An 18216-nucleotide genomic window follows, 5' to 3' on the forward strand; every position below is an offset into this window, starting at 1 on the left:
CTGCGGCACCAAGCCGATGGGTGATCAAGGTTTGCTGAACTCTTGGGGTTGGTCACATCCTAAAAGGGACATTGTGAAGAGGACGTGAAAGGCCGCCCAAATGTGGGGCTATCATAGCTGGGGACAACGAGAGACGCGATGAACCCTGTGCAAATGCGCTTTGGGGTGGTGAGTGACCCCCACATTGCCCTCCCCTCCACCATTTGGGATCATCCCAGCCGCTTTCATCTGGTGGAAGTGAGTATCCCGGCCTTGGAGCAGGTATTGCAGCACTTCGCGCAGTTGGATCTGGATTTTCTTCTGTTACCTGGGGATCTCACCCAGCACGGGGAGCCTGAAAACCATGCGTGGCTAGCAGAGCGCTTGGCCCAGCTCCCTTTTCCTGCTTATGTGGTGCCAGGCAACCATGATGTACCCCAACTCCAGGCAGATGGCCGTTCCATTGGTCTGGCGGATTTTCCACGCTATTACCGAGCCTTTGGCTATGAAGATGGGCAAGTGTTGGACTACAGTCGCGTGTTGCTGCCAGGGGTGCGTTTGATTGGACTCAATTCCAATCATTTTGATGCCCAAGGTGACTTGGTCGGCGGCTTGCAAGCGGAGCAACTGACTTGGTTGGAACAGGAATTGGCGGCAGCGGAGGAAGCACTGGTGCTGCTGATGGTGCATCACAATGTGGTGGAGCATTTGCGGGGGCAATCCTTACACAGTTGGGGGCGCCGCTACATGCTCCGGAATGCCTCCCGGTTGCGGCGGCTGTTGCAGACCTATGGGCTACAGTTGGTATTTACAGGGCATTTGCACATTCAGCACATTGCCCGTCGGGGCGACGTATACGACATCACTACCGGCTCTTTGGTCAGTTTTCCCCATCCCTACCGAGTCATCCATATCCAGTCTGATCCTGAAGCAGGGATCCAGGTCAATATCGAAAGTTATCAAGTGGGATCCCTTCCCGATTGGCCCCATCTCCAGGAGTTCTCGCGGGAGTGGATGGGTCAGCGTAGCCAACCCGTGATGGTGAAATTTCTCACTTCTTCCCCTTTGCATTTGCCGCTTGAGCAAGCAGAAGCCTTGGCTCCCCAATTGCGGTATTTCTGGGCTGGAGTGGCGGCAGGGGATCCGGAGCTGCATTTTCCTCAGTTTCCGCAGCCTGTGGGCCGTTTTTTAGAGCGCATCAGCCATTCGTTTCGCTGTCCACCGGATAACCGTGCCCAACTGCGCCTGCAACCTCGTCGCAAGCTCAATCGCGTGTGAAACCCTACACCACCCTGCTGTTGATTCCCACCGGTATTGGGGCGTGTATTGGCGGTTTTGCCGGAGATGCCCTACCCATCGCCCGTACTTTGGCGGCGGCTGTGGAGCGGCTGATTACCCATCCGAATGTGTTGAACGGGGCTAGCTTGTTTTGGCCGATGGGCAATGTGCTCTATGTGGAAGGGTATGGCCTGGATCAGTTTTGTGCCGGCAGGTGGCATTTGCGGCCTGTGCGCCAAAACCGTGTCGGGGTGGTGTTGGATGCGGGGATCCCAGCCGATTTGCAACAACGACAACTTCATGTCATCCAGGCAGCCCAAGCCACCCTGGGGTTAGATGTTGGCCCCTGGCGCATAACCTCTCAACCTTTGGGCATTTCCCTCAGCCATTCCCCCTCTGGAGCTAGTCAAGGATCCCTGGCTCATCCGGATGCGCTTTTAGAAGCCGCCCAAGATCTGTTGAACTCCGGGGCAGAGGCAATTGCGGTGGTGGCGCGCTTCCCGGACAATCTCGACTTCAGCCAATACGAACAGGGAGTGGGGGTCGATCCACTAGCGGGTGTGGAGGCGATCTTGAGTCATTTGGTGGTGCGGCAGTTGCGGATCCCTTGTGCTCATGCCCCGGCTTTTTATGCCGAAACCGACCCAAAACCTGTCCATCCCCGTGCGGCGGCTGAAGAGGTGGGGTTTACTTTTTTGCCGTCGGTTTTGGCGGGGTTGAGTTATGCGCCGCAGTTCGTTCCCCATCCTGCCCAACCCGGAGATATTCAGGCCAAGCAGGTGGATAGCGTCATAGCACCAGCGACTGCGTTTGGGGGGCCGGGGATGTTGCATTTGGCCAGCCGCTCCAAGCCCCCCTTGTTAATTGCCGTGCGGGACAATACCACCGTGATGCGAGTCCATCCAGGCCAGCTAGGGATCCCTTATGTGGAGGTCAGTTCCTATCTGGAGGCCATTGGTGCGATCGTGGCTCACCGGGCCGGGGTGTCGTTGCCGTCAGTTTGGCCGCAAAGGTGAGATCGCTGAGCGGTTGCGAATGATCTTGTGAGCTTGAACGGGTTCATATTGGGGGAAAGCTCAGGAATGACAGTCGGGCTAATCGACCTGGCACAGAGCTGACCTGAACTTCTAAGCCCTCTTTCGGCTCAAACTTTGTGCGAATGTAGCCCAAACCCAAGTAGCCTTTTGAGGTTAAGCCCACACTGGTCAAAGAGCCAATCTTATCCTCTTCATGCCAGATTTCCGACCCAGGTTCAGCCACTCCACTCAAATGGATGCCCCAAAGAGTTTGTCGAATCCGCTTGTAAGTAACTTGTTTGGCCAGTACTTCCTGGCCGATGTAGCAGCCTTTCGAAAGAGAAATAGCTCGCCAAAGTCCAGCTTCAAGGGGGTTGTAATCGGTGGTGAGTTCTCGGTCTGCGGCTGGGCGGCCAGCTTCAAGGCGTAATTCTTCCCACAGCTCAGCTCCGCCCAGTTCGGCCCCAGCTTGCAGCAAATACTCCTGAAGTGGCACTTTCTGGCTCAGTTCGCCCCAAAGCGTAAAGCCTGGCCACGTCAGGCCCGTCCCGCGCGCAAGGTGAATCCGGATCCCCTGGATCTCCACCTGTCGGTGTTCATGTGGTTCTGCCGGGATCTGCTCCGAACCGATCAAGCTTTGTAATACTGCCTCACTGGCGCTGCCCAGCAACCCGAACCCAAAGGTCTGTTCGGTCTCATCCGATAGCTGTGCTCCCCTAACGAACGGTAACATCCGCCCCAAGCTTTGCATCAGAGGGCCGCGTCGCTGAGGGGAAGTCCAGACCCAGCATTCCTCTTCTCCCACATACACCGCGGTCAAATCCAGGATCCCTGCCGTGGGGGTGACAAAGACTGTCTCTGCTCCCTGTCCGGGTCTGAGGGCTGTGAGATCTTGCGTGCTCTGGTTGTGCAGGTATTCCAACCCCGGGGATCCCTTCATGTGCAGGCGACCCCACTCAGAACGGTCAAACAACAGGGATCCGACCCCATCCTCTCTTTGCTGTGCAATGTGTATGGCCGAAAGAAAAGACATGACTCACCCCAAATTCACATGGATCCGCATCGTTATCCAGTATCATCCTCATCCATTCCCACAGGGTATGGATCGGGTCAGCAGACTCCCTTTGGGGTCTAGCAGGCGATCAGTCAAGTCCCAGTCCCGAAAGCCTTGTAGCCACTGCTTAACCTAGAATAGGCTAGTTCACTCCGTTGTCTGTGACGGATTTCTGGCGCACTTACCGTGATCGAGGTCGAAGTTCATCAACAGTTGCGGCAGCTTTTGCGGCAATCCCCTGAAGCCCTATGGCCTCATCAATTGACGATGGCTCGTATGGTGGCGCGGGGGTTGCGGCTAGGTCGTAGTGCTTTGATCCAGGTGCCCAGCGGCGGCCAACACCGTCTTAGCTACTTGCTCCCTGCTTTGATGTGGCCGAATGCCACCCTCCTCTGTGCCACTGCCTCTGTACAGGCTCAAATCCTTGGAGAAGAAATTCCTTGGTTACAACACACTCTGCAACTGCACAAACCAGTTTTACAAAAGGACCGTTGGCCAGCCCCCGATTTTCAGGGGTTGCTGCTGGTGGATCCCTTGGATTGGCTGCAAGCGCGCCTCTACTCAACTTCTTCCGGTCGCGTTGGCCAGACAGAGTTCTTGGTGCCGACTGGGATCCCTTTAATCATTGATGGGGCGGAAGATCTAGAAGATTGGGCCTACCAAGCTTTGACGGTCACCCTTCAAGCAACCGATTGGCAACAACTCCGACAAATTTTCCCTGCTCAGGCTGAACAGATCTCTCAGGTACAGGTGAGATTGGCTCTGCAACTGTTGCGGCGACCGCTTCCCCGCTGCTTGTTGCAAGCAGATGAACTTATCCATTTAGAACAGGTGCTGTCTTTGGTCGGACATCACTCGGGTTGGCTACCGGATCCCTGGGAACACCTCCGCCAACGGATCCCTAGCGCACGGGAGCGCCCCTGGGTATGGTGGGCCGAAACGGATCGTGAAACCGGTAGCTTTACTCTCCACAGCAGCCCATCTGCTCCTCAAGAGTGGCTGACTTCCATCTGGGCAACTCAGCCGGTGGTGATCATTGGAGAAGCCCTGGATTTGGATCGTCAGGCCCAAACCTATCGGCAACGCCTGGGTTTGCCGGATCTCACCCCGCTGCGGTTCCTGCCTTCTGGAGAGGGATGGCCTCGTTCTACTGCTACTGTGACCGCTCCTTTGGTGGAGTTGGAACCTTTACAAGGCCTTTCCCTCTATTTGCCGCGGCTGCCTTTGCCCAATAGCCCGCTCTTTCAACGTCACCTGCTGCAAGAGCTCAAGCACTTGGTCTCCCAAGTGAATGGGTTTGTTGTGGTGTTGGTATCAGATCAGCCTCTACAAGCCCAGGTGGGTACTGCTTTGGCCGCAGAGTTTGGCTCGCGGGTACGGGTCAACAGTGCCTTGCCTGCTGACCAAGGCATTTTGGTGTGTGATTGGCACCACTGGCTTCAACACAAAGCAAGCCTTCCTTGCCCGGTGCTGTTGGCCATTGCCACCTTACCGTTCCCGTCTGTGGAAGATCCGCGGGTGGCAGGGCGAGTTCAGCACATGCAGCGTACTCAGCAGGATTGGTTTCGTCAGTATCTTTTGCCGGTGGCTGCTGCCCGACTGCAACGCGCCGTTGCTCCCTTGCGTCAAGGCTCTGAATCGAATTTGGTGGCCATTTTGGATAGCCGCATCATTGCCCGTAGCTATGGTGCTTCCCTCTTAAATGCTCTGGGGCCAAGCTTACGGGTTGAGCAGCGCAGCCAATGGTTCGTCTCCTTCTAGGGATCCCGGTTTTGGTTCCCAGACAAAGCTTGGGTCGTCGCTCAGTGGGTAGGTTATTGGTGGTGACTATGGTCATTGCAGCGGGGCGGAATGACTGGGGTTTGTATCCTGGGCAGCCAAACCCAACTGCGATCCACGGTATTCTGAGGGTGGTTAGTTTCTACTCTTCCTTGCCATGACAAGTCCTGCTCCCAGCTCTGATACGGCACTGCGTGCGCAAGCGGTTTGGAAGCCATTGCGTCAGGCGATTGTGGAAAGCTCTGGTTTTCAAGGATGGTTACAGGGACGCGAGTTGCCCAGCCAAGATTCTGAGCTGGATCAGTTGGTGCATCGCTATCTTGAGCAGACCTTATCTCACCTGGCCTATTGAGCCTATTGATTGGATTGATCAGAATTAGGGGTTTCACCTTTCAGGATCTCTATCCCTGCGCCTAAGTAGACTCGGGCTAAGGTTAAGAGAAGCTCATAGCCCTCAGGTCGCTTATTGACTATGATCCGGGCGTGAGGTGTGAATAAGTACTCAGCCGATGGCAACCGAACGGATTCGCTTTGCACAGGTCTCGGACATTCATCTGATGCCGGAGACGGGGTGCCGCTGTTGGTGGATGTCGGACTCCCCCCGTCGCCAGTTGGAAGCAGCCATCGCCCACCTCAACCAAGTGCCGGATCTGCGCTTTGTGGTTTTGACTGGGGACTTGGTGGATCAAGCGGATCCCGTCAGTTTTCAGTGCTTTCAAGAGATCCTCTCCGAGCTGCGGATGCCCTACTACCTCAGCCTTGGCAACCACGATATTGACACGCTAGGGCGAAAGGGGCGCTTCAACCGAGAGCAGTTCATCCGTTGGTGCCAAGACCAATTTCCGCTGTCACCGGCCCCAACCGGCTACGTGGATTACAGCCTTTCCCCTCTGCCTGGGATCCGGTTGATCGCTCTCGATGCCAGCTTGGGGCGCTTCCCGTTGCCTCAAGGGATGTTGCGCCCAGCCCAACTGCACTGGCTATCAGAACATTTGCAATCCGTGCCGGAGGAATGGCTGATCCTGCTCATTCATCAGCCCCCCTTTACCTCCGCTAGACAGATGGACTCGGTATTGTTCCGCAAGTATCGAGTCTTAACCGAGCAAGCCCTAGCCCTACACGAGATCCTGGCCAGCCATGGCCGCGTGGTTGCGGTGTTGAGTGGGCATCTGCATGTGCCGAAGGTGTACGTACGAGACGGGATCCCCTACATGACTGCCCCCCCTTTGGTCGGGCCTATCTCGGCTTTGCGGGTGTTCGAGTTGGAGGTGAATCCGCGACGAGGGGTGTTGCGCTACCAGTGGGTCAACTTGCTGGAGCTGGATCCCAGCCCCCTTTGGCATGGCTTAGTGATGGGGATCCGGCGGGATCGCTGGGGGCAAATTCCGCTTAAAGGATCCCAATCGCTACCCCTACCTGTTGCTATCCGCTAACTCAAAAACCCCTAAAATCTGACCGAATTAATGTAGATTAAAAAGATATCCATAACTTTGTGTTTTTACCCCATGACAGCAACCCTTTCTTCCTCAAGCCGCTGGGAAATGGCGGCCCAAGCGCTGCAAGAACAGTATCAACCCCAAGTTGTGTCTTTAAGCGAACAGTTCGAGCCTCTGGATGCAACCGCCCTACTGAGCTGGGCGGAGCGGGAGTTTGGGGATGGGTTGTTGCTGGCCTGTAGCTTTGGCCCGGAAGATGTGGTGCTGATCGATCTGCTCACCGCTATTCGCCCTCGGGCCCGCGCCTTTTTCCTGGATACAGATTTTCATTTCCCGGAAACGCTGCAACTGCGGGAACAAATTTTGGCCCGCTACCCGCAACTGCAACTGGAGAGCCTGAAACCCTTGCTCACCCCCGAACAGCAGGTAGCTCAATATAAGCCAGAGCTGTACCGCTCTAACCCCGACCTCTGCTGCGGCATTCGCAAAGTGGAACCTTTGAATCGTGCTTTGGTCAGTTGTACCACCTGGATCACGGGTATGCGTCGGGAACAATCCCCTACCCGCGCCGATATTGGCAAGGTGCAATGGGATGGCAAACGGAACCGCCTTAAGCTCAACCCTCTCGCCGACTGGACGGAAACCCAAGTGTGGGACTACATTCGTGCCCACGGGATCCCCTACAACCCCTTGCACGACCGCAACTACCCCAGCATCGGCTGTATTCACTGCACCGCTCCTGTTGCTCCGGGTGCAGATCCCCGTTCAGGCCGCTGGCAGGGCAAGGCCAAAACCGAGTGCGGTCTGCACACCTGACCCATGAGCACTTCCCCCGTTCTTGAGGTGGCTTGGCTTGAAATTACCCCAGGCTCGGAAGCTGTTTTCGAAGCCGCGATTGTCCAGGCCTTTGTGTATCTGCAGCAAACCGATGGCTACCGACAGCACCAGCTGCAACGCTGTTTAGAGCACCCTCAGCACTACTTGCTGCTGATTCAGTGGGGATCCCTGGAGGCCCATCTGGTGAATTTCCGCCAATCGGAAAACTTCGTCCAATGGCGTGCCCTGATTGGCCCCTATTTTGCCCAGCCCCCGCAGGTACTGCATTATCAGTTGCTGACGAGATCCCCTTGAGTCAGCTCAAACGACCGCCATCTTGCCTCCCCTACCGCCAAACTCACTAGGGAACAGATGTGATATCATCGATTTCCGATTCGGTGACATGAATTCGGGCGGAACAGGGGCTGTTAACTCAGAGGTAGAGTACCACCTTGACACGGTGGGAGTCGCTGGTTCAATTCCAGCACAGCCCATTGACCAAAATCAGGGATTTTAGTTGTGGTAGACCTTGCCCAGGGCTGCCGGCGGACGGGCCTGACGAATCCGACTCAACATTCCGGATAGAACCAACATCGTCAACACAAAGGGCAAAGCCTGGATCAAAACCGGCGGCATTACATCCCCCCCCTGCAGTTGAATCGCCAGAGCATCGGTGGCTCCAAACAGCAGCGTTGAGCCCAGGATCCCAAGGGGATGCCATTTGCCAAAGATCATTGCGGCCAAAGAGATAAAGCCCTTCCCCGCCGACATATTGCGGACAAACTGGTTCAAAAAGCCAATCGAGAGATAAGCCCCCGCCAAGCCCCCCAACAGACCGGATAACATTACCGCCCCATAGCGCATGCGCAGGATATCCACCCCCACCGTATCGGCAGCCTGCGGATGTTCCCCCACCGCCCGTAGCCGCAGGCCCCAGGGGGTTTTGAACAGCAACCACCAAGAAACCGGTACCAACAGAAAGGCCAGATACACCAATGGGCTGAAGCCATTCCACAGAGGCAGCCGATTGACAATTTCTTGAGAGTTGGTGGTGTTGCCGTAGAAATATTGCAGCACCAGTGAAGGGACGCTCAAGGCCAACAGGTTAATAGCGGTGCCGCTGACAATCTGATCGGCTTTGTAGTGAAGACACACCAGCGCATGAACAAAAGCAATGGCTACTCCGCCCAAGGCCCCTGCTAGCAGCCCCACCCAAGGGATCCACACTACTCGTGCTGCTGGAGTTTGCGCCAGGATGGGGGCCTCCAGTTGTTGGGTGGTAACAGCCGCCGCCAAGGCCCCAAACAAGATGATCCCTTCTAGGGCGATATTGACCACACCGCTGCGCTCCGAGTACATCCCCCCCAGGGCGGTGAGCAAAAGCGGGGTTGTGGAGCGAAGGGTGGCCGGGATCAGGGCCAAAAAAAGGGTAGCCATGGGGGGTTTCTACTCAGAGGAGGTTCAAGATTGCGGTTGTGGGGTGGAAGGTGGGCCAGAGCTCGGCCCTAAAGGGATCTCTTCTTTTTCGCCAGAGGGGGCAAGGGCTCTTTGCGCATCCATTTCCACCTGAGCCGCCTGCAAGGGATCCGTGAAATAGGTGGGCAACAATCCGCCGGCCGCGATGAACAGGACAATCAAGGCTTGTAATGTCGTGACCAATTCTCGGCTGATGCCCAGTTCCAAATTCAGTTGTAAGCCGCCCGTGAGCAGCACCCCAAACAAAAGGGCAGTGAGGGTAATGCCTAGGGGGGAGTTTTGCCCCATCAGAGCCACAGCAATGCCATCAAAACCGACATTGGCAGGCAGAGACTGTTTGAGGCGATATTCCTCAATGCCCGCTCCCAAAACATAGTGGGTCGCCGCCAACCCCGCCAGCGCTCCAGAAACGGCCATGGCCAAGATCTGCTTTTGGCCCAGGTTCACCCCAGCATATTCCGCCGCCTTCGGGGAAAGGCCCATGGCCCGCAGCTCATAGCCCTCGATCGTCCGCCACAGGTAAAAATTCACCACCGCCACCGCCAAGAGGGCGATTAAAAACGCCCCGTTGAAACGGATCACCGCCAATCCCGCCGGGACTTCTACGGGCCAACCGGGCAGGATCCCCCCCAGCAGATACCCCAGCAACCCAACCGCCAGGGATCCGATCAACCGCCGTTGAATCGGCCAGCGTCTCCAGAACAGATAAAAGCTCACCCCCGCCAACAGAGCCAAGGGCCAAGCCCAGGAGAGTTCTCCCGCACCGGATCCCTGCAATCCCAGTAACTCCAGCACCGTTGGGAGCCGCGATTCGGGGCGAATTTCATAGCTGCGGGCTTCTGGGCCGGGGGCTTTGAAGGGCAACGTGACGGGATAACCAAAGAACCGGTATTGGTTGGCGGAGATCAAAAACAAAAAAATCGAGGCGGCGATGTAATTCATCATGATTGTGTTGATCACCTCGTGGGTGCCAAAGCGAGCCTTCAGCCAGCCAGGGATCCCGCCCCACAGGGCCCCCCCCGCTGCCGCCGCCAAAATCGATAGCGGCAAAGTCAACCAACCCGGCCCCGACAGGTATACCCCCACCAGCATCGTGGCAATTGCCCCCATCGTCAGTTGCCCAGGGGCACCGATATTGAACAAGCCCGCCTGGAAACCAAAAGCCACCGCCAACCCCGTAAAAACCAAAGGAGTAGCCAAGAGCAAACTTTGAAACAACCCGGACAAATGGGTGAGGGGGCTAAACAACAACTGAAACGTGTAGGTGATCAAATCCAACTTAGTGGTCAGGTTCTCAAAGAGCGTCAGATCTGGCGAAGCCCCCAACCCAGGCCGCAAAATCCATACCACCACCGCCCCTACGGCCACTGCCAAGCCCAACGCACTCAGGGGTACTACGATCTGCCGCCACCGCACCAAAAAGGCCTTGCCTCCCGGCAATTGCAGCCGCCCCAACAGCAACAGCAGCAAAGCATAGGCAAAACTGGCGTAGCAGGCTAGAGAAGGGCTAAACCGTCGTAACGGCAAGCGAGCCGGTAGGATCCCTTCCGCCAAGGCCACCCCATTCACCGCCCCAATCGCTCCATAAAACCGCAGCAAACCTAGCCCAAATAGCAGCAGCCCTCCTATTCCCAAGCTGTACAGCCAGCGGGCCCGCAACTGCCGCTCCCGGATTAACAGAGCCCAACTGGAGCATAGAGCCAACAGCACCCAAGCCCCACTCAACCAAGGGATCCAACCAATAGCCAAGCTGTCTGGGATCCCCAGTTCCTGCGGGTCGATCACCCCAAAAGTGCCCGCCAGCACCCCTGCCCCACCAAACTCCCGTTTGAGAACCCACCAAGGGCAGGACAAAAACAGTGAAACAGCAATCAGATTGGCCAGCAACAGCAGCATACAGATCCATCGGTACCTACTACAGCTTATGGGGTCTAGTTCCTTGTCTGATCATGGGTTCGGGGCCAGTTGGATCTGTTCGGGCGTCAGCTCTCGAATCAAGGTGGTACGCAGCGGAGCAGGGGTGAGCGCCTCGGCGTAGGAGGAGTTCAGATAAGCTGCATAGGCTTCTGAGTCTGTCTCTGCCTGCAAATATGTTTTGAAAAAGGCTGTCGTCAAGCCCTTGAGCAAAGGTCGAGCAGCCTGGGGATCCGGCCCGATCAACTCCTGGGGCACCGGAAACGCCCCCTGACCACCCCCGCCCAAAAAGGTGAAATGAGTGGATCCCTCCACCATCACCAGATACCGCTGCTGGGATCCCAACCAGGTAAAAGGTTCAATCTGCTCAGGCAAAGAAGGGGCAAAATAATCTTCGCTGCCGGCCATAATCATCACTGGAATCCCCACTTGGCCTAATCCTTCCGGGCCGAACACCGTGCTAGTGAGGGGGTTCAGGGCAAACACCGCCTGGATTCGTTTATCTACCAGTTGCTCCACCTGTTCCGTCAGGAGGGGATCCTGAAACAGATCCAGCGCCCGGCATTGCAGCAACAAAGAAGCATTCAGGGTCAGGCCCAAAGAAGAATTGGAAGTTTGGCAGTTTTCCTGCAATTGGGCCGAACTGAGGCCAGCCCCCGCTGTCGCCAACACTGTGTATCCTCCAAAGGATTGGCCAAACAGCCCCACCGATTCTAGATCCAGTTGGCCCCAACGGCTTGGGTTCTGTTGGGCTTTCTGCTCCAGCTCATCTAACAGCAGAGAGATATCTTTGGGTCGTGCCACCCACTCATAGGGCCCCGGCAAAGAGCCAAACCCCGACAAAAAGCTGCGCACTCGCTCCACACTGGTGCCAGGATGCTCCAACACCGTCACCCCCAAACCCTGGGAGGCCAAATGGCGAGCCAAATAGGCAAAGGTATTGCGATCCGAGGCAATGCCGTGAGAGATCACCACCAACGGGATCCGCCCTATCCTCTCCGGCAAATACACATCCACCGGCACAGGGGTGTCTCGCTCAGGGTTGGCAAAGCGGAAACTCTCCACCTGCCACTCAAACGCTCCGGGTTGCTCGGGGTTAAGGCTGGACTGGGCCGAGTTTTGGGATACCAAGTTGGAAGAGTCCAAATAGGCCAAGGAAGCCGACTGATCTGCTTGCGTGGCTTCCTGTCGCAGCCCTGCGATCGCTAGATCCCGCTGGCGAAACAGTTGGCTGGCCTCTCGCACAATGCGAATGCTCATATCCAGATCAATCTGCAGCTTCTCCAGCGGGTAGTAGCGCAGGATGTTGGCCAACGTCAGCCCCTCGGGATCCCCTGCCGCCAAAATCAGGGCCGCCCGCAAAGCATAGAACTCCGCCTCTCCCTCGCTAGAAGAATGCAACACCAAGGTCAACCGCCGCAGCAGATCTTCCCCAATCGCAGAGTAGGTGAACTGGCTCACCGTCACCTGGTTGAGGTTGAAGTCTCGCGTCAGCAAATCCGCCAAAGCGGCCTGTTGCTCGGGGGTGAGCCGCCGCAGATAAAAACCCAATCGCCGACTGACGGTGCCATTGCGAGCAAATTGAGCCAAATCCTCCACAGGCAAGGAGACCTCGATCAAGGGGGGCAAAAACACTGCCAAGCGCTCGGCGCCCCACACCTGACCCAGGCTGGCCAAAACCGTCCCCAATCCCAGGCCCAAGGCCAACAGCCCTCGCGACCAACCCATCGCTACAGCACCCCCTTCGAGCTGGGGATCCCTTCTTGTCGGCGGGGATCCCGTTCTATGGCCATGCGCAGGGCACGGGCAAAGGCCTTAAAACTGGCCTCAACAATATGATGGGCATTGATCCCAGCAGCCTGACGGATGTGGAGGGTGAGCTGAGCGTGGTTCACCACCGCCTGATAAAACTCCCGTACCAACTGGGTTTCGTAGCGACCAATCCGTTCACTGGTCAACTCTAGGCCGTAGCTGAGGTGGGGGCGACCGGAAAAATCCATCACCACCTGCACCAAGGCTTCATCCAAAGGGGCCCAAAAATGGCCGAAGCGCTGAATGCCCCGCCGATCTTGCAAGGCTTGTGCCAGGGCTTGCCCGAGGGTAATGCCCACATCTTCATTGGTATGGTGATCGTCGATGTGCAGATCCCCGATCGCTTTGACAGACAGATCGATGAGGCCATGGGTACTCAGTTGCGCCAGCATGTGATCCAAAAAAGGGATCCCGGTAGCGATGTCGTGGTGGCCATTGCCATCTAAATTGAGCTGGATCTGAACGTCGGTTTCGCCGGTGCGACGATGAACGGAGGCAATTCTTGGCTGAAGCAGACGGGGAGAGTCGATAGCAGTCATGAAGAATTAAAAAAGAGAGGCAACAGGCCTAAGCCCAGCTACAGGATCGCACAAGCCCCCGAACTTCGACATCTCTAGCCCAGGGATCCGCCCTCTTGAGCTTAGGAGCCAGCCAATACTAACCTGCACTCCCAGAGAGACCCGCTTTCAGGTTCTTGATAAATCTCCTTGGATCTCGGCTGGGGATCCCTATACTGGAGTAGAGACACTGGAAAGCGTCGAGACGGCGAGGGTAGCATTAGGTCAGACTGCTAGGGAGAGATCAGATGGGATTGTTCGATCGGGTCAGCCGAATCATCAGATCCAATATCAATGCGCTGGTCAGTAGCGCCGAAGATCCAGAGAAAATCCTGAACCAAACCATCCAGGATATGTCTGAGGATCACTTCCAGATGCGGCAGGCCGTCGCCCAGGCCATTGCCAGCCAAAAGCGGATGGAGCGACAGTACGAGCAGGCCGTGCAAAGCGTCAACGAATGGCAAAACCGCGCTGAGTTAGCCCTGCGCAACAGCAACGAAGCCCTAGCCCGCGAAGCCTTGGTGCGCAAAAAAACTTTCAGCGAGACCGCCCAGAGCATGAAGCGGCAGTTGGATGAGCAGACCAAGCAAGTGGAAATCCTGAAAACCAACATGACCAAGCTGGAGAGCAAGATCTCCGAAGCCAAGACCAAGAAGGACATGTTGATCGCCCGGGCACGCTCGGCCAAAGCTTCTCAGCAAATCAACGAGGTGATCGGGCGGGTGAACACCACCAATGCCTTCTCTGCTTTTGAGCGGATGGAAGAGAAGGTGAACACTCTAGAAGCTCAGTCTGCGGCGGTGGCAGAGCTAGCGGTAGATACCCTTGAGAACCAATTTGCTGCCTTGGAGGCAGGCGGATCCGACGTGGATCATGAATTGTTGATGCTCAAAGCCTCGGTACAGGGCCAGTTGCCCCCTGGAGAGCTAAAAACCCCGAACCAGGAATCCAGCGGTGATGAAGTGGATCTGGAATTGGAAAATCTCCGCAAAGAGATCGACCAGCTCTGAACCAATAGGGTGCTATGTATTTCCTAGCCCCTGAGGATTCCCTTGTGTTGAATTGAATCTGGGCATGGGTTGGTCTTGGCTGCGACAGGGGGTGGTAAGCTAACCAACGTGGTAAGCTAACCAACAAGGACTCCGGCCTGCCTCTGACAGGGTTGAGGCCTAGTTTGAGGTAGCCCACCTGCGGTTTTGCGAGAGAACATACAGCGATGACGACAGCGAGTATCAAGCCCCTCCTTAATGCCAAGCAACTGTTGCAGGCTTATGCCTCTGGCCAGCGGGATTTTTCGGGATCCAATCTGAGTGGGGCCCAATTGAGCGGGGTAAATTTGAAGGGCATTATCCTGCGGGACGCCAACCTGAGTGGGGCAGATTTGCGCGAGTCGGATTTGTCAGGGGCGGATCTCACGGGTGCTGATCTGCGCGGGGCCAAGTTGCGGCGGGTCAACCTGATCGGGGCCAAGTTGGTCAAAGCAGACTTTCGCGGGGCCAATCTCTATCGGGCCAAGTTGCTCAGATCTGATTTGACCGAGGCAGAACTGAACCGGGCCGATTTGCGCATTGGGGCGGATCTACGCGAAGCCATCATTACCAACACCCATTTTCGGGGTGCCCTTTACGACGAGTACACCAAGTTCCCGGATGGCTTTAACCCAGCTGAGATGGGCATGTAGGGCCTGGCCTTGCAACGGCCGTCGAAATCACAATCTGGGCAGAATCCATTTACCCGAGCAGATCTTGCCACAACTGAGCTGCATCCTGAGCTGCCACCACAAAGGGTGGGTTGTGCAGATCAGGTTTGTTGTAGCGCAAGGGATCCCCTTTCAAGTTGGTAACTTTCCCCCCAGCCTGCTCGACGACACATTGAGCGGCGGCAGTATCCCATTCCATAGTGGGACCAAAGCGGGGATAGAGATGGGCAGATCCCTCTGCTACCAGACAAAATTTGAGAGAGCTACCGAGGGAGCTGACCTCCAGTGGGCCGTAATGGGTTTGCAGCCGGTTTAAGAATTGCTCGGTTTCGGGATTGGCGTGGGAACGGCTGGCCACCACCTTGAGGGATCCTTCCGGGTAAGGGCGGGTGCAAAGCCGTGTCTCTCCTTTGTAGGCGCCCACCTTTTGAGCAGCCGTATAGGTGAGATCCAAAACCGGCGCATGAACCACCCCCAAAATCGGGATCCCTTCCTCCACAAGGGCGATATTCACCGTGAACTGGCCGTTGCGCTGAATGAACTCCTTGGTGCCATCCAAGGGATCCACCAGCCAGAACTGCCTCCAAGCCTGCCGCTCAGCGTAGGGGATCCCACCGGATTCTTCTGATAGCACCGGGATTGCTGGGGTGAGTTCCTTCAGCCCGTGCACAATCAGGTGGTGAGAGGCCAAATCCGCCTCGGTGAGGGGCGAATGATCCGCCTTGGCACTCACATGTATCTGCTCTTGCCGGTAGACCTGCAAAATGGCCTGCCCTGCGGCTTTCGACAAACGAGCGATATGAGGTAACCAATCGGCTAACTCGCTGCCTTGGAGATTGTTGAACATCGGCGAAGTCCTCTCAAATATCGCTGCCAGGTTCAGGTGCGCACCAACAGTCCATGCGCCGCCAAGTCTGCCTTGATCTGGGGGATCGTCAATTGACCATAGTGCAACAAAGAAGCCAAAAGCGCCGCTTCTGCTCCCCCTTCCTGCAGGGCTTGCCGAATATGGGTACATTCCCCTGCTCCCCCCGAGGCAATCACCGGCACCGATACCGCATCCGCCACCTGACGGGTCAAGGCTAGGTCGTAGCCCGCCTGCGTGCCATCCGCATCCATACTGGTGAGCAAGATCTCTCCGGCCCCCCGCTCTGCCATGGTTTTGGCCCATTCGATCGCATCCAACCCCGTCGGCTGCCGCCCCCCGCGCACATACACTTCCCAGCCCTCTCCTCCTGCTTTGGCCCGGGCATCGATGGCCACGACAATACACTGGGATCCGAACCAACGGCTGGCCTGACTGACCAAATCTGGATCCTTCACCGCCGCAGAGTTGAGACTGACTTTATCCGCCCCCGCCCGCAACAGTTGTCGCACACCCTCGAGATCGCGGATCCCGCCCCCGACCGTGAGGGGAATGAACACCTGCTCTGCTGTCCGCTGCACTACCTCCAGCAGAATAGCCCGTTCTTCGTGGGTGGCGGTGATATCCAAAAACACCAGCTCGTCTGCCCCTGCTTGGTCGTAAGCTTGGGCCAGCTCTACTGGATCCCCGGCATCCCGCAATTGCACAAATTGAATCCCTTTCACCACACGCCCTGCTGCCACATCCAGACAGGGAATGATCCGCTTGGCCAGCATGTTGTTTTCATCCTCTTGTGGTTATTGTCCGCCCATAACTTATTCCTGTTGATCCAAATCATCATTTACAGCCTTTTCCAGCGTTATCTGATACAGCAGATCTCTAGCAGATCTCTATTAAGTAAGGTTTTTTGCCTAGCTCAAGGGCCCGCGTGAAGTCGGAAAAGGCTGTATCCAAGCCTCGGGAACCTGTTCCAGCTCACCGAGAAAGAAATACCCCCCATGGGAGCCTGCTGCTCTAGCTGAGCCTAGGGTTCCAGGCACCCAATTGATCCCAAGGCGGTAAATTAGAATCCAATCCACAAAAGGCAAACCAAAAATGCCCCTGAGCTTGCAGCTCCTCGGCTGAATAAACCAGCTTAGCCAAAACTGATGATCAAAAAGGGTTCTTGAAACTTGGCTCCAGCCACTTGTCGGCCTGCCAAACTGGGCGGCAAAAACAAATTGCGCCGTTGATCGCCGGCAGTGATTGTCAGCTCCGGCCCCGACTGGCTCAGCTCGATTTGCGTTTTATTAAAGCCCGGGATAAACAGCTTCACCGTACGGGATCCCTCGTCAATTGCCAAGGGCGGGGGCACATCCGGCACAGTGAACACACCGCCCACCGCAGCCTCCAAAGCAGACCAATCGGATTCCTGGCGCACAGGTAGAGAACGCACCGTCAGGGGAGCAAACTCCGCTGTCGGCACCGGCCCCGAACCAATCGGTGTTACCCAAAGGCCACCCACCGTCAGCCCCACCATTTGGGCACTCCCCCAGAGGTAACGGGCGGTTTGGATCGCCATCGGATCAAGAGTGGTGACCAAATGCGCCAAGACTCGGCGCGGATCCGCAATCGCCTGTCGCCCCTGCTCCAAAATGTTGGTCATGCCCCCCATGCGATCCGGCAGGTCTTCTAGAGAAGAAAACTCGACATTGCTGACCGAACGCAACAGCGGCTCGGCAAACGGTCGCAGGGTTTTGGCCAAATCGGATCCCAGAAAGGCTTTGGAAGCCCGCCGCCAGTACCAACTGGCCACCTCAGGGATCCCGAACGCCCGCAATGTGGTCAGATCCCCCGGCCCATCGTAGAGAATGCAGTCGTATTGGCCGCTGGCATCGTAACGGCGTAGTGCCTCCAGGGCCAGGGCCTGATCCATTCCCGGCAATACCCCCAGCTCCTGCCCGTAGATTTCCCGGAAAAAGGGGGTACGCACGTACTGGGCTTCCAGCTCTTTGGCCGCCGTCCAGTTCTGCTCCAAGAGCTGGGTAGTACGGAGCTGTACCACACTCAAATTGGCCGCAATCGTCAGAGGTTCCCCCGACAGCGGGATCCCACCCAAGAGCATTTCCAGCCCTGGCCCCGCCTGGTGTCCTACCAGGAGTACCCGCCGCCCCTGTTGGGCAGCAGCGCGTGCCGCCGCCACCGCCAAGGTGCTGCGACCCGTCCCCCCCTTGCCCAAGAACGTGAGAATCTGGCTCATTCCCGCCCCTCCCGACTCCGTTCCCCACCATCTCCATAGACTTCAATGTGCAGAGATTGCCCGGCCAACTGAGCCGCCGCCATCATCACCTGCCGAATCGCCTGCATAGTGCGTCCTCCCCGACCGAACACTCGTCCGCGATCTTTCGGGTCAAAGGCCAGCCGCAGCCACACTTTTTGCCCAGCACAGGTGGTTTCTAAGTCCATCTGCAACTGAGCGGGGCTAATCAACGGCTCGATCAGAAGATAGGCAAGAGCTTTGTAGTCTGGCATGGGAGAAAAACCGGTTAAGGCCAG

Annotated in this window: 18 protein-coding genes and 1 tRNA gene; 10 read left to right on the forward strand and 9 right to left on the reverse strand. The window is 56.7% G+C overall.

What is annotated here, in order from left to right; translation table 11 throughout:
* Positions 1-138: 138 nt before the first annotated feature.
* Both L1047_RS01355 and L1047_RS01360 read left to right on the forward strand, forming a co-directional pair.
* A complete protein-coding gene (locus L1047_RS01355) occupies positions 139-1257 on the forward strand; it encodes a metallophosphoesterase family protein (protein ID WP_235276836.1) in 1119 nt (372 codons plus the stop codon).
* Entirely contained in the window at positions 1254-2273 is a 1020-nt protein-coding gene (locus tag L1047_RS01360) for a DUF3326 domain-containing protein (protein WP_235276837.1), read from the forward strand. The genes L1047_RS01355 and L1047_RS01360 overlap by 4 nt, the downstream gene beginning before the upstream one ends.
* A gap of 43 nt (positions 2274-2316) precedes the next feature.
* On the opposite strand, the gene ygfZ is transcribed toward L1047_RS01360, so the two are convergent.
* The gene (gene ygfZ / locus L1047_RS01365) at positions 2317-3306 is read right to left on the reverse strand and encodes a CAF17-like 4Fe-4S cluster assembly/insertion protein YgfZ (RefSeq protein WP_235276839.1); all 990 of its coding nucleotides are present in this window, start codon (positions 3304-3306) and stop codon (positions 2317-2319) included.
* A 207-nt stretch (positions 3307-3513) separates the two neighbouring features.
* Between ygfZ and L1047_RS01370 the strand changes: the two genes are divergently transcribed.
* The 6 genes from L1047_RS01370 (at position 3514) to L1047_RS01395 (ending at position 7852) form a co-directional block, all read left to right on the forward strand.
* The gene (locus L1047_RS01370; RefSeq protein ID WP_235276841.1) at positions 3514-5088 is read left to right on the forward strand and encodes a helicase C-terminal domain-containing protein; all 1575 of its coding nucleotides are present in this window, start codon (positions 3514-3516) and stop codon (positions 5086-5088) included.
* Between the two features lie 175 nt (positions 5089-5263).
* Positions 5264-5458, forward strand: coding sequence for a hypothetical protein (locus tag L1047_RS01375; RefSeq protein WP_235276842.1), 195 nt, complete (start codon positions 5264-5266; stop codon positions 5456-5458).
* A 157-nt stretch (positions 5459-5615) separates the two neighbouring features.
* Positions 5616-6539: a metallophosphoesterase family protein gene (locus tag L1047_RS01380; RefSeq protein ID WP_235276843.1), complete on the forward strand. Its 924-nt coding sequence runs from the start codon at positions 5616-5618 to the stop codon at positions 6537-6539.
* A 72-nt stretch (positions 6540-6611) separates the two neighbouring features.
* Entirely contained in the window at positions 6612-7358 is a 747-nt protein-coding gene (locus L1047_RS01385) for a phosphoadenylyl-sulfate reductase (RefSeq protein ID WP_235276844.1), read from the forward strand.
* 3 nt (positions 7359-7361) lie between these two features.
* Positions 7362-7673, forward strand: a complete 312-nt coding sequence (locus L1047_RS01390; protein ID WP_235276845.1) for an antibiotic biosynthesis monooxygenase family protein — start codon at positions 7362-7364, stop codon at positions 7671-7673.
* A 107-nt stretch (positions 7674-7780) separates the two neighbouring features.
* A tRNA-Val gene (locus L1047_RS01395) sits at positions 7781-7852 on the forward strand.
* A gap of 19 nt (positions 7853-7871) precedes the next feature.
* On the opposite strand, the gene L1047_RS01400 is transcribed toward L1047_RS01395, so the two are convergent.
* The 4 genes from L1047_RS01400 to hisB are packed head-to-tail and all read right to left on the reverse strand — an operon-like array spanning position 7872 to position 13099.
* On the reverse strand, positions 7872-8795 hold the full coding sequence (locus L1047_RS01400) for an ABC transporter permease (RefSeq protein ID WP_235276846.1): 924 nt from the start codon (positions 8793-8795) through the stop codon (positions 7872-7874).
* A 24-nt stretch (positions 8796-8819) separates the two neighbouring features.
* Positions 8820-10730: an ABC transporter permease gene (locus L1047_RS01405; protein ID WP_235276847.1), complete on the reverse strand. Its 1911-nt coding sequence runs from the start codon at positions 10728-10730 to the stop codon at positions 8820-8822.
* A gap of 51 nt (positions 10731-10781) precedes the next feature.
* The gene (locus tag L1047_RS01410) at positions 10782-12476 is read right to left on the reverse strand and encodes an alpha/beta hydrolase (RefSeq protein ID WP_235276849.1); all 1695 of its coding nucleotides are present in this window, start codon (positions 12474-12476) and stop codon (positions 10782-10784) included.
* 2 nt (positions 12477-12478) lie between these two features.
* Positions 12479-13099 (reverse strand): imidazoleglycerol-phosphate dehydratase HisB, encoded by a 621-nt coding sequence (gene hisB / locus L1047_RS01415; RefSeq protein ID WP_235276851.1) that lies wholly within the window; start codon positions 13097-13099, stop codon positions 12479-12481.
* 266 nt (positions 13100-13365) lie between these two features.
* Between hisB and L1047_RS01420 the strand changes: the two genes are divergently transcribed.
* A complete protein-coding gene (locus L1047_RS01420; protein WP_235276852.1) occupies positions 13366-14127 on the forward strand; it encodes a PspA/IM30 family protein in 762 nt (253 codons plus the stop codon).
* Between the two features lie 206 nt (positions 14128-14333).
* On the forward strand, positions 14334-14798 hold the full coding sequence (locus tag L1047_RS01425; protein WP_235276853.1) for a pentapeptide repeat-containing protein: 465 nt from the start codon (positions 14334-14336) through the stop codon (positions 14796-14798).
* A 49-nt stretch (positions 14799-14847) separates the two neighbouring features.
* Here the strand turns inward: L1047_RS01425 and cysQ are convergent, their stop codons facing one another.
* The 4 genes from cysQ to L1047_RS01445 all read right to left on the reverse strand — a co-directional run bounded on the left by cysQ (position 14848) and on the right by L1047_RS01445 (position 18192).
* Positions 14848-15663, reverse strand: a complete 816-nt coding sequence (cysQ, locus tag L1047_RS01430) for a 3'(2'),5'-bisphosphate nucleotidase CysQ (RefSeq protein ID WP_235276854.1) — start codon at positions 15661-15663, stop codon at positions 14848-14850.
* A gap of 32 nt (positions 15664-15695) precedes the next feature.
* Positions 15696-16457: an imidazole glycerol phosphate synthase subunit HisF gene (gene hisF / locus L1047_RS01435; RefSeq protein ID WP_235276855.1), complete on the reverse strand. Its 762-nt coding sequence runs from the start codon at positions 16455-16457 to the stop codon at positions 15696-15698.
* 359 nt (positions 16458-16816) lie between these two features.
* Positions 16817-17920, reverse strand: a complete 1104-nt coding sequence (locus L1047_RS01440; RefSeq protein WP_235276856.1) for a Get3/ArsA fold putative tail anchor-mediating ATPase NosAFP — start codon at positions 17918-17920, stop codon at positions 16817-16819.
* On the reverse strand, positions 17917-18192 hold the full coding sequence (locus L1047_RS01445; protein WP_235276857.1) for a KH domain-containing protein: 276 nt from the start codon (positions 18190-18192) through the stop codon (positions 17917-17919). Before L1047_RS01445 ends, L1047_RS01440 begins: the two co-directional genes overlap by 4 nt.
* Between the last annotated feature and the right edge of the window lie 24 nt (positions 18193-18216).

The organism is Synechococcus sp. Nb3U1, assembly GCF_021533835.1.
Classification (GTDB): Bacteria; Cyanobacteriota; Cyanobacteriia; order Thermostichales; family Thermostichaceae; genus Thermostichus.

Coding starts and splice junctions, on each gene's coding strand:
- L1047_RS01355 (WP_235276836.1), top strand. CDS start 139: ATGAACCCTGTGCAAATGCGCTTTGGGGTGGTGAGTGACCCCCACATT.
- ygfZ (WP_235276839.1), bottom strand. CDS start 3,306: ATGTCTTTTCTTTCGGCCATACACATTGCACAGCAAAGAGAGGATGGG.
- L1047_RS01375 (WP_235276842.1), top strand. CDS start 5,264: ATGACAAGTCCTGCTCCCAGCTCTGATACGGCACTGCGTGCGCAAGCG.
- L1047_RS01380 (WP_235276843.1), top strand. CDS start 5,616: ATGGCAACCGAACGGATTCGCTTTGCACAGGTCTCGGACATTCATCTG.
- L1047_RS01385 (WP_235276844.1), top strand. CDS start 6,612: ATGACAGCAACCCTTTCTTCCTCAAGCCGCTGGGAAATGGCGGCCCAA.
- L1047_RS01390 (WP_235276845.1), top strand. CDS start 7,362: ATGAGCACTTCCCCCGTTCTTGAGGTGGCTTGGCTTGAAATTACCCCA.
- L1047_RS01400 (WP_235276846.1), bottom strand. CDS start 8,795: ATGGCTACCCTTTTTTTGGCCCTGATCCCGGCCACCCTTCGCTCCACA.
- L1047_RS01405 (WP_235276847.1), bottom strand. CDS start 10,730: ATGCTGCTGTTGCTGGCCAATCTGATTGCTGTTTCACTGTTTTTGTCC.
- L1047_RS01410 (WP_235276849.1), bottom strand. CDS start 12,476: ATGGGTTGGTCGCGAGGGCTGTTGGCCTTGGGCCTGGGATTGGGGACG.
- hisB (WP_235276851.1), bottom strand. CDS start 13,099: ATGACTGCTATCGACTCTCCCCGTCTGCTTCAGCCAAGAATTGCCTCC.
- L1047_RS01420 (WP_235276852.1), top strand. CDS start 13,366: ATGGGATTGTTCGATCGGGTCAGCCGAATCATCAGATCCAATATCAAT.
- L1047_RS01425 (WP_235276853.1), top strand. CDS start 14,334: ATGACGACAGCGAGTATCAAGCCCCTCCTTAATGCCAAGCAACTGTTG.
- cysQ (WP_235276854.1), bottom strand. CDS start 15,663: ATGTTCAACAATCTCCAAGGCAGCGAGTTAGCCGATTGGTTACCTCAT.
- hisF (WP_235276855.1), bottom strand. CDS start 16,457: ATGCTGGCCAAGCGGATCATTCCCTGTCTGGATGTGGCAGCAGGGCGT.
- L1047_RS01440 (WP_235276856.1), bottom strand. CDS start 17,920: ATGAGCCAGATTCTCACGTTCTTGGGCAAGGGGGGGACGGGTCGCAGC.
- L1047_RS01445 (WP_235276857.1), bottom strand. CDS start 18,192: ATGCCAGACTACAAAGCTCTTGCCTATCTTCTGATCGAGCCGTTGATT.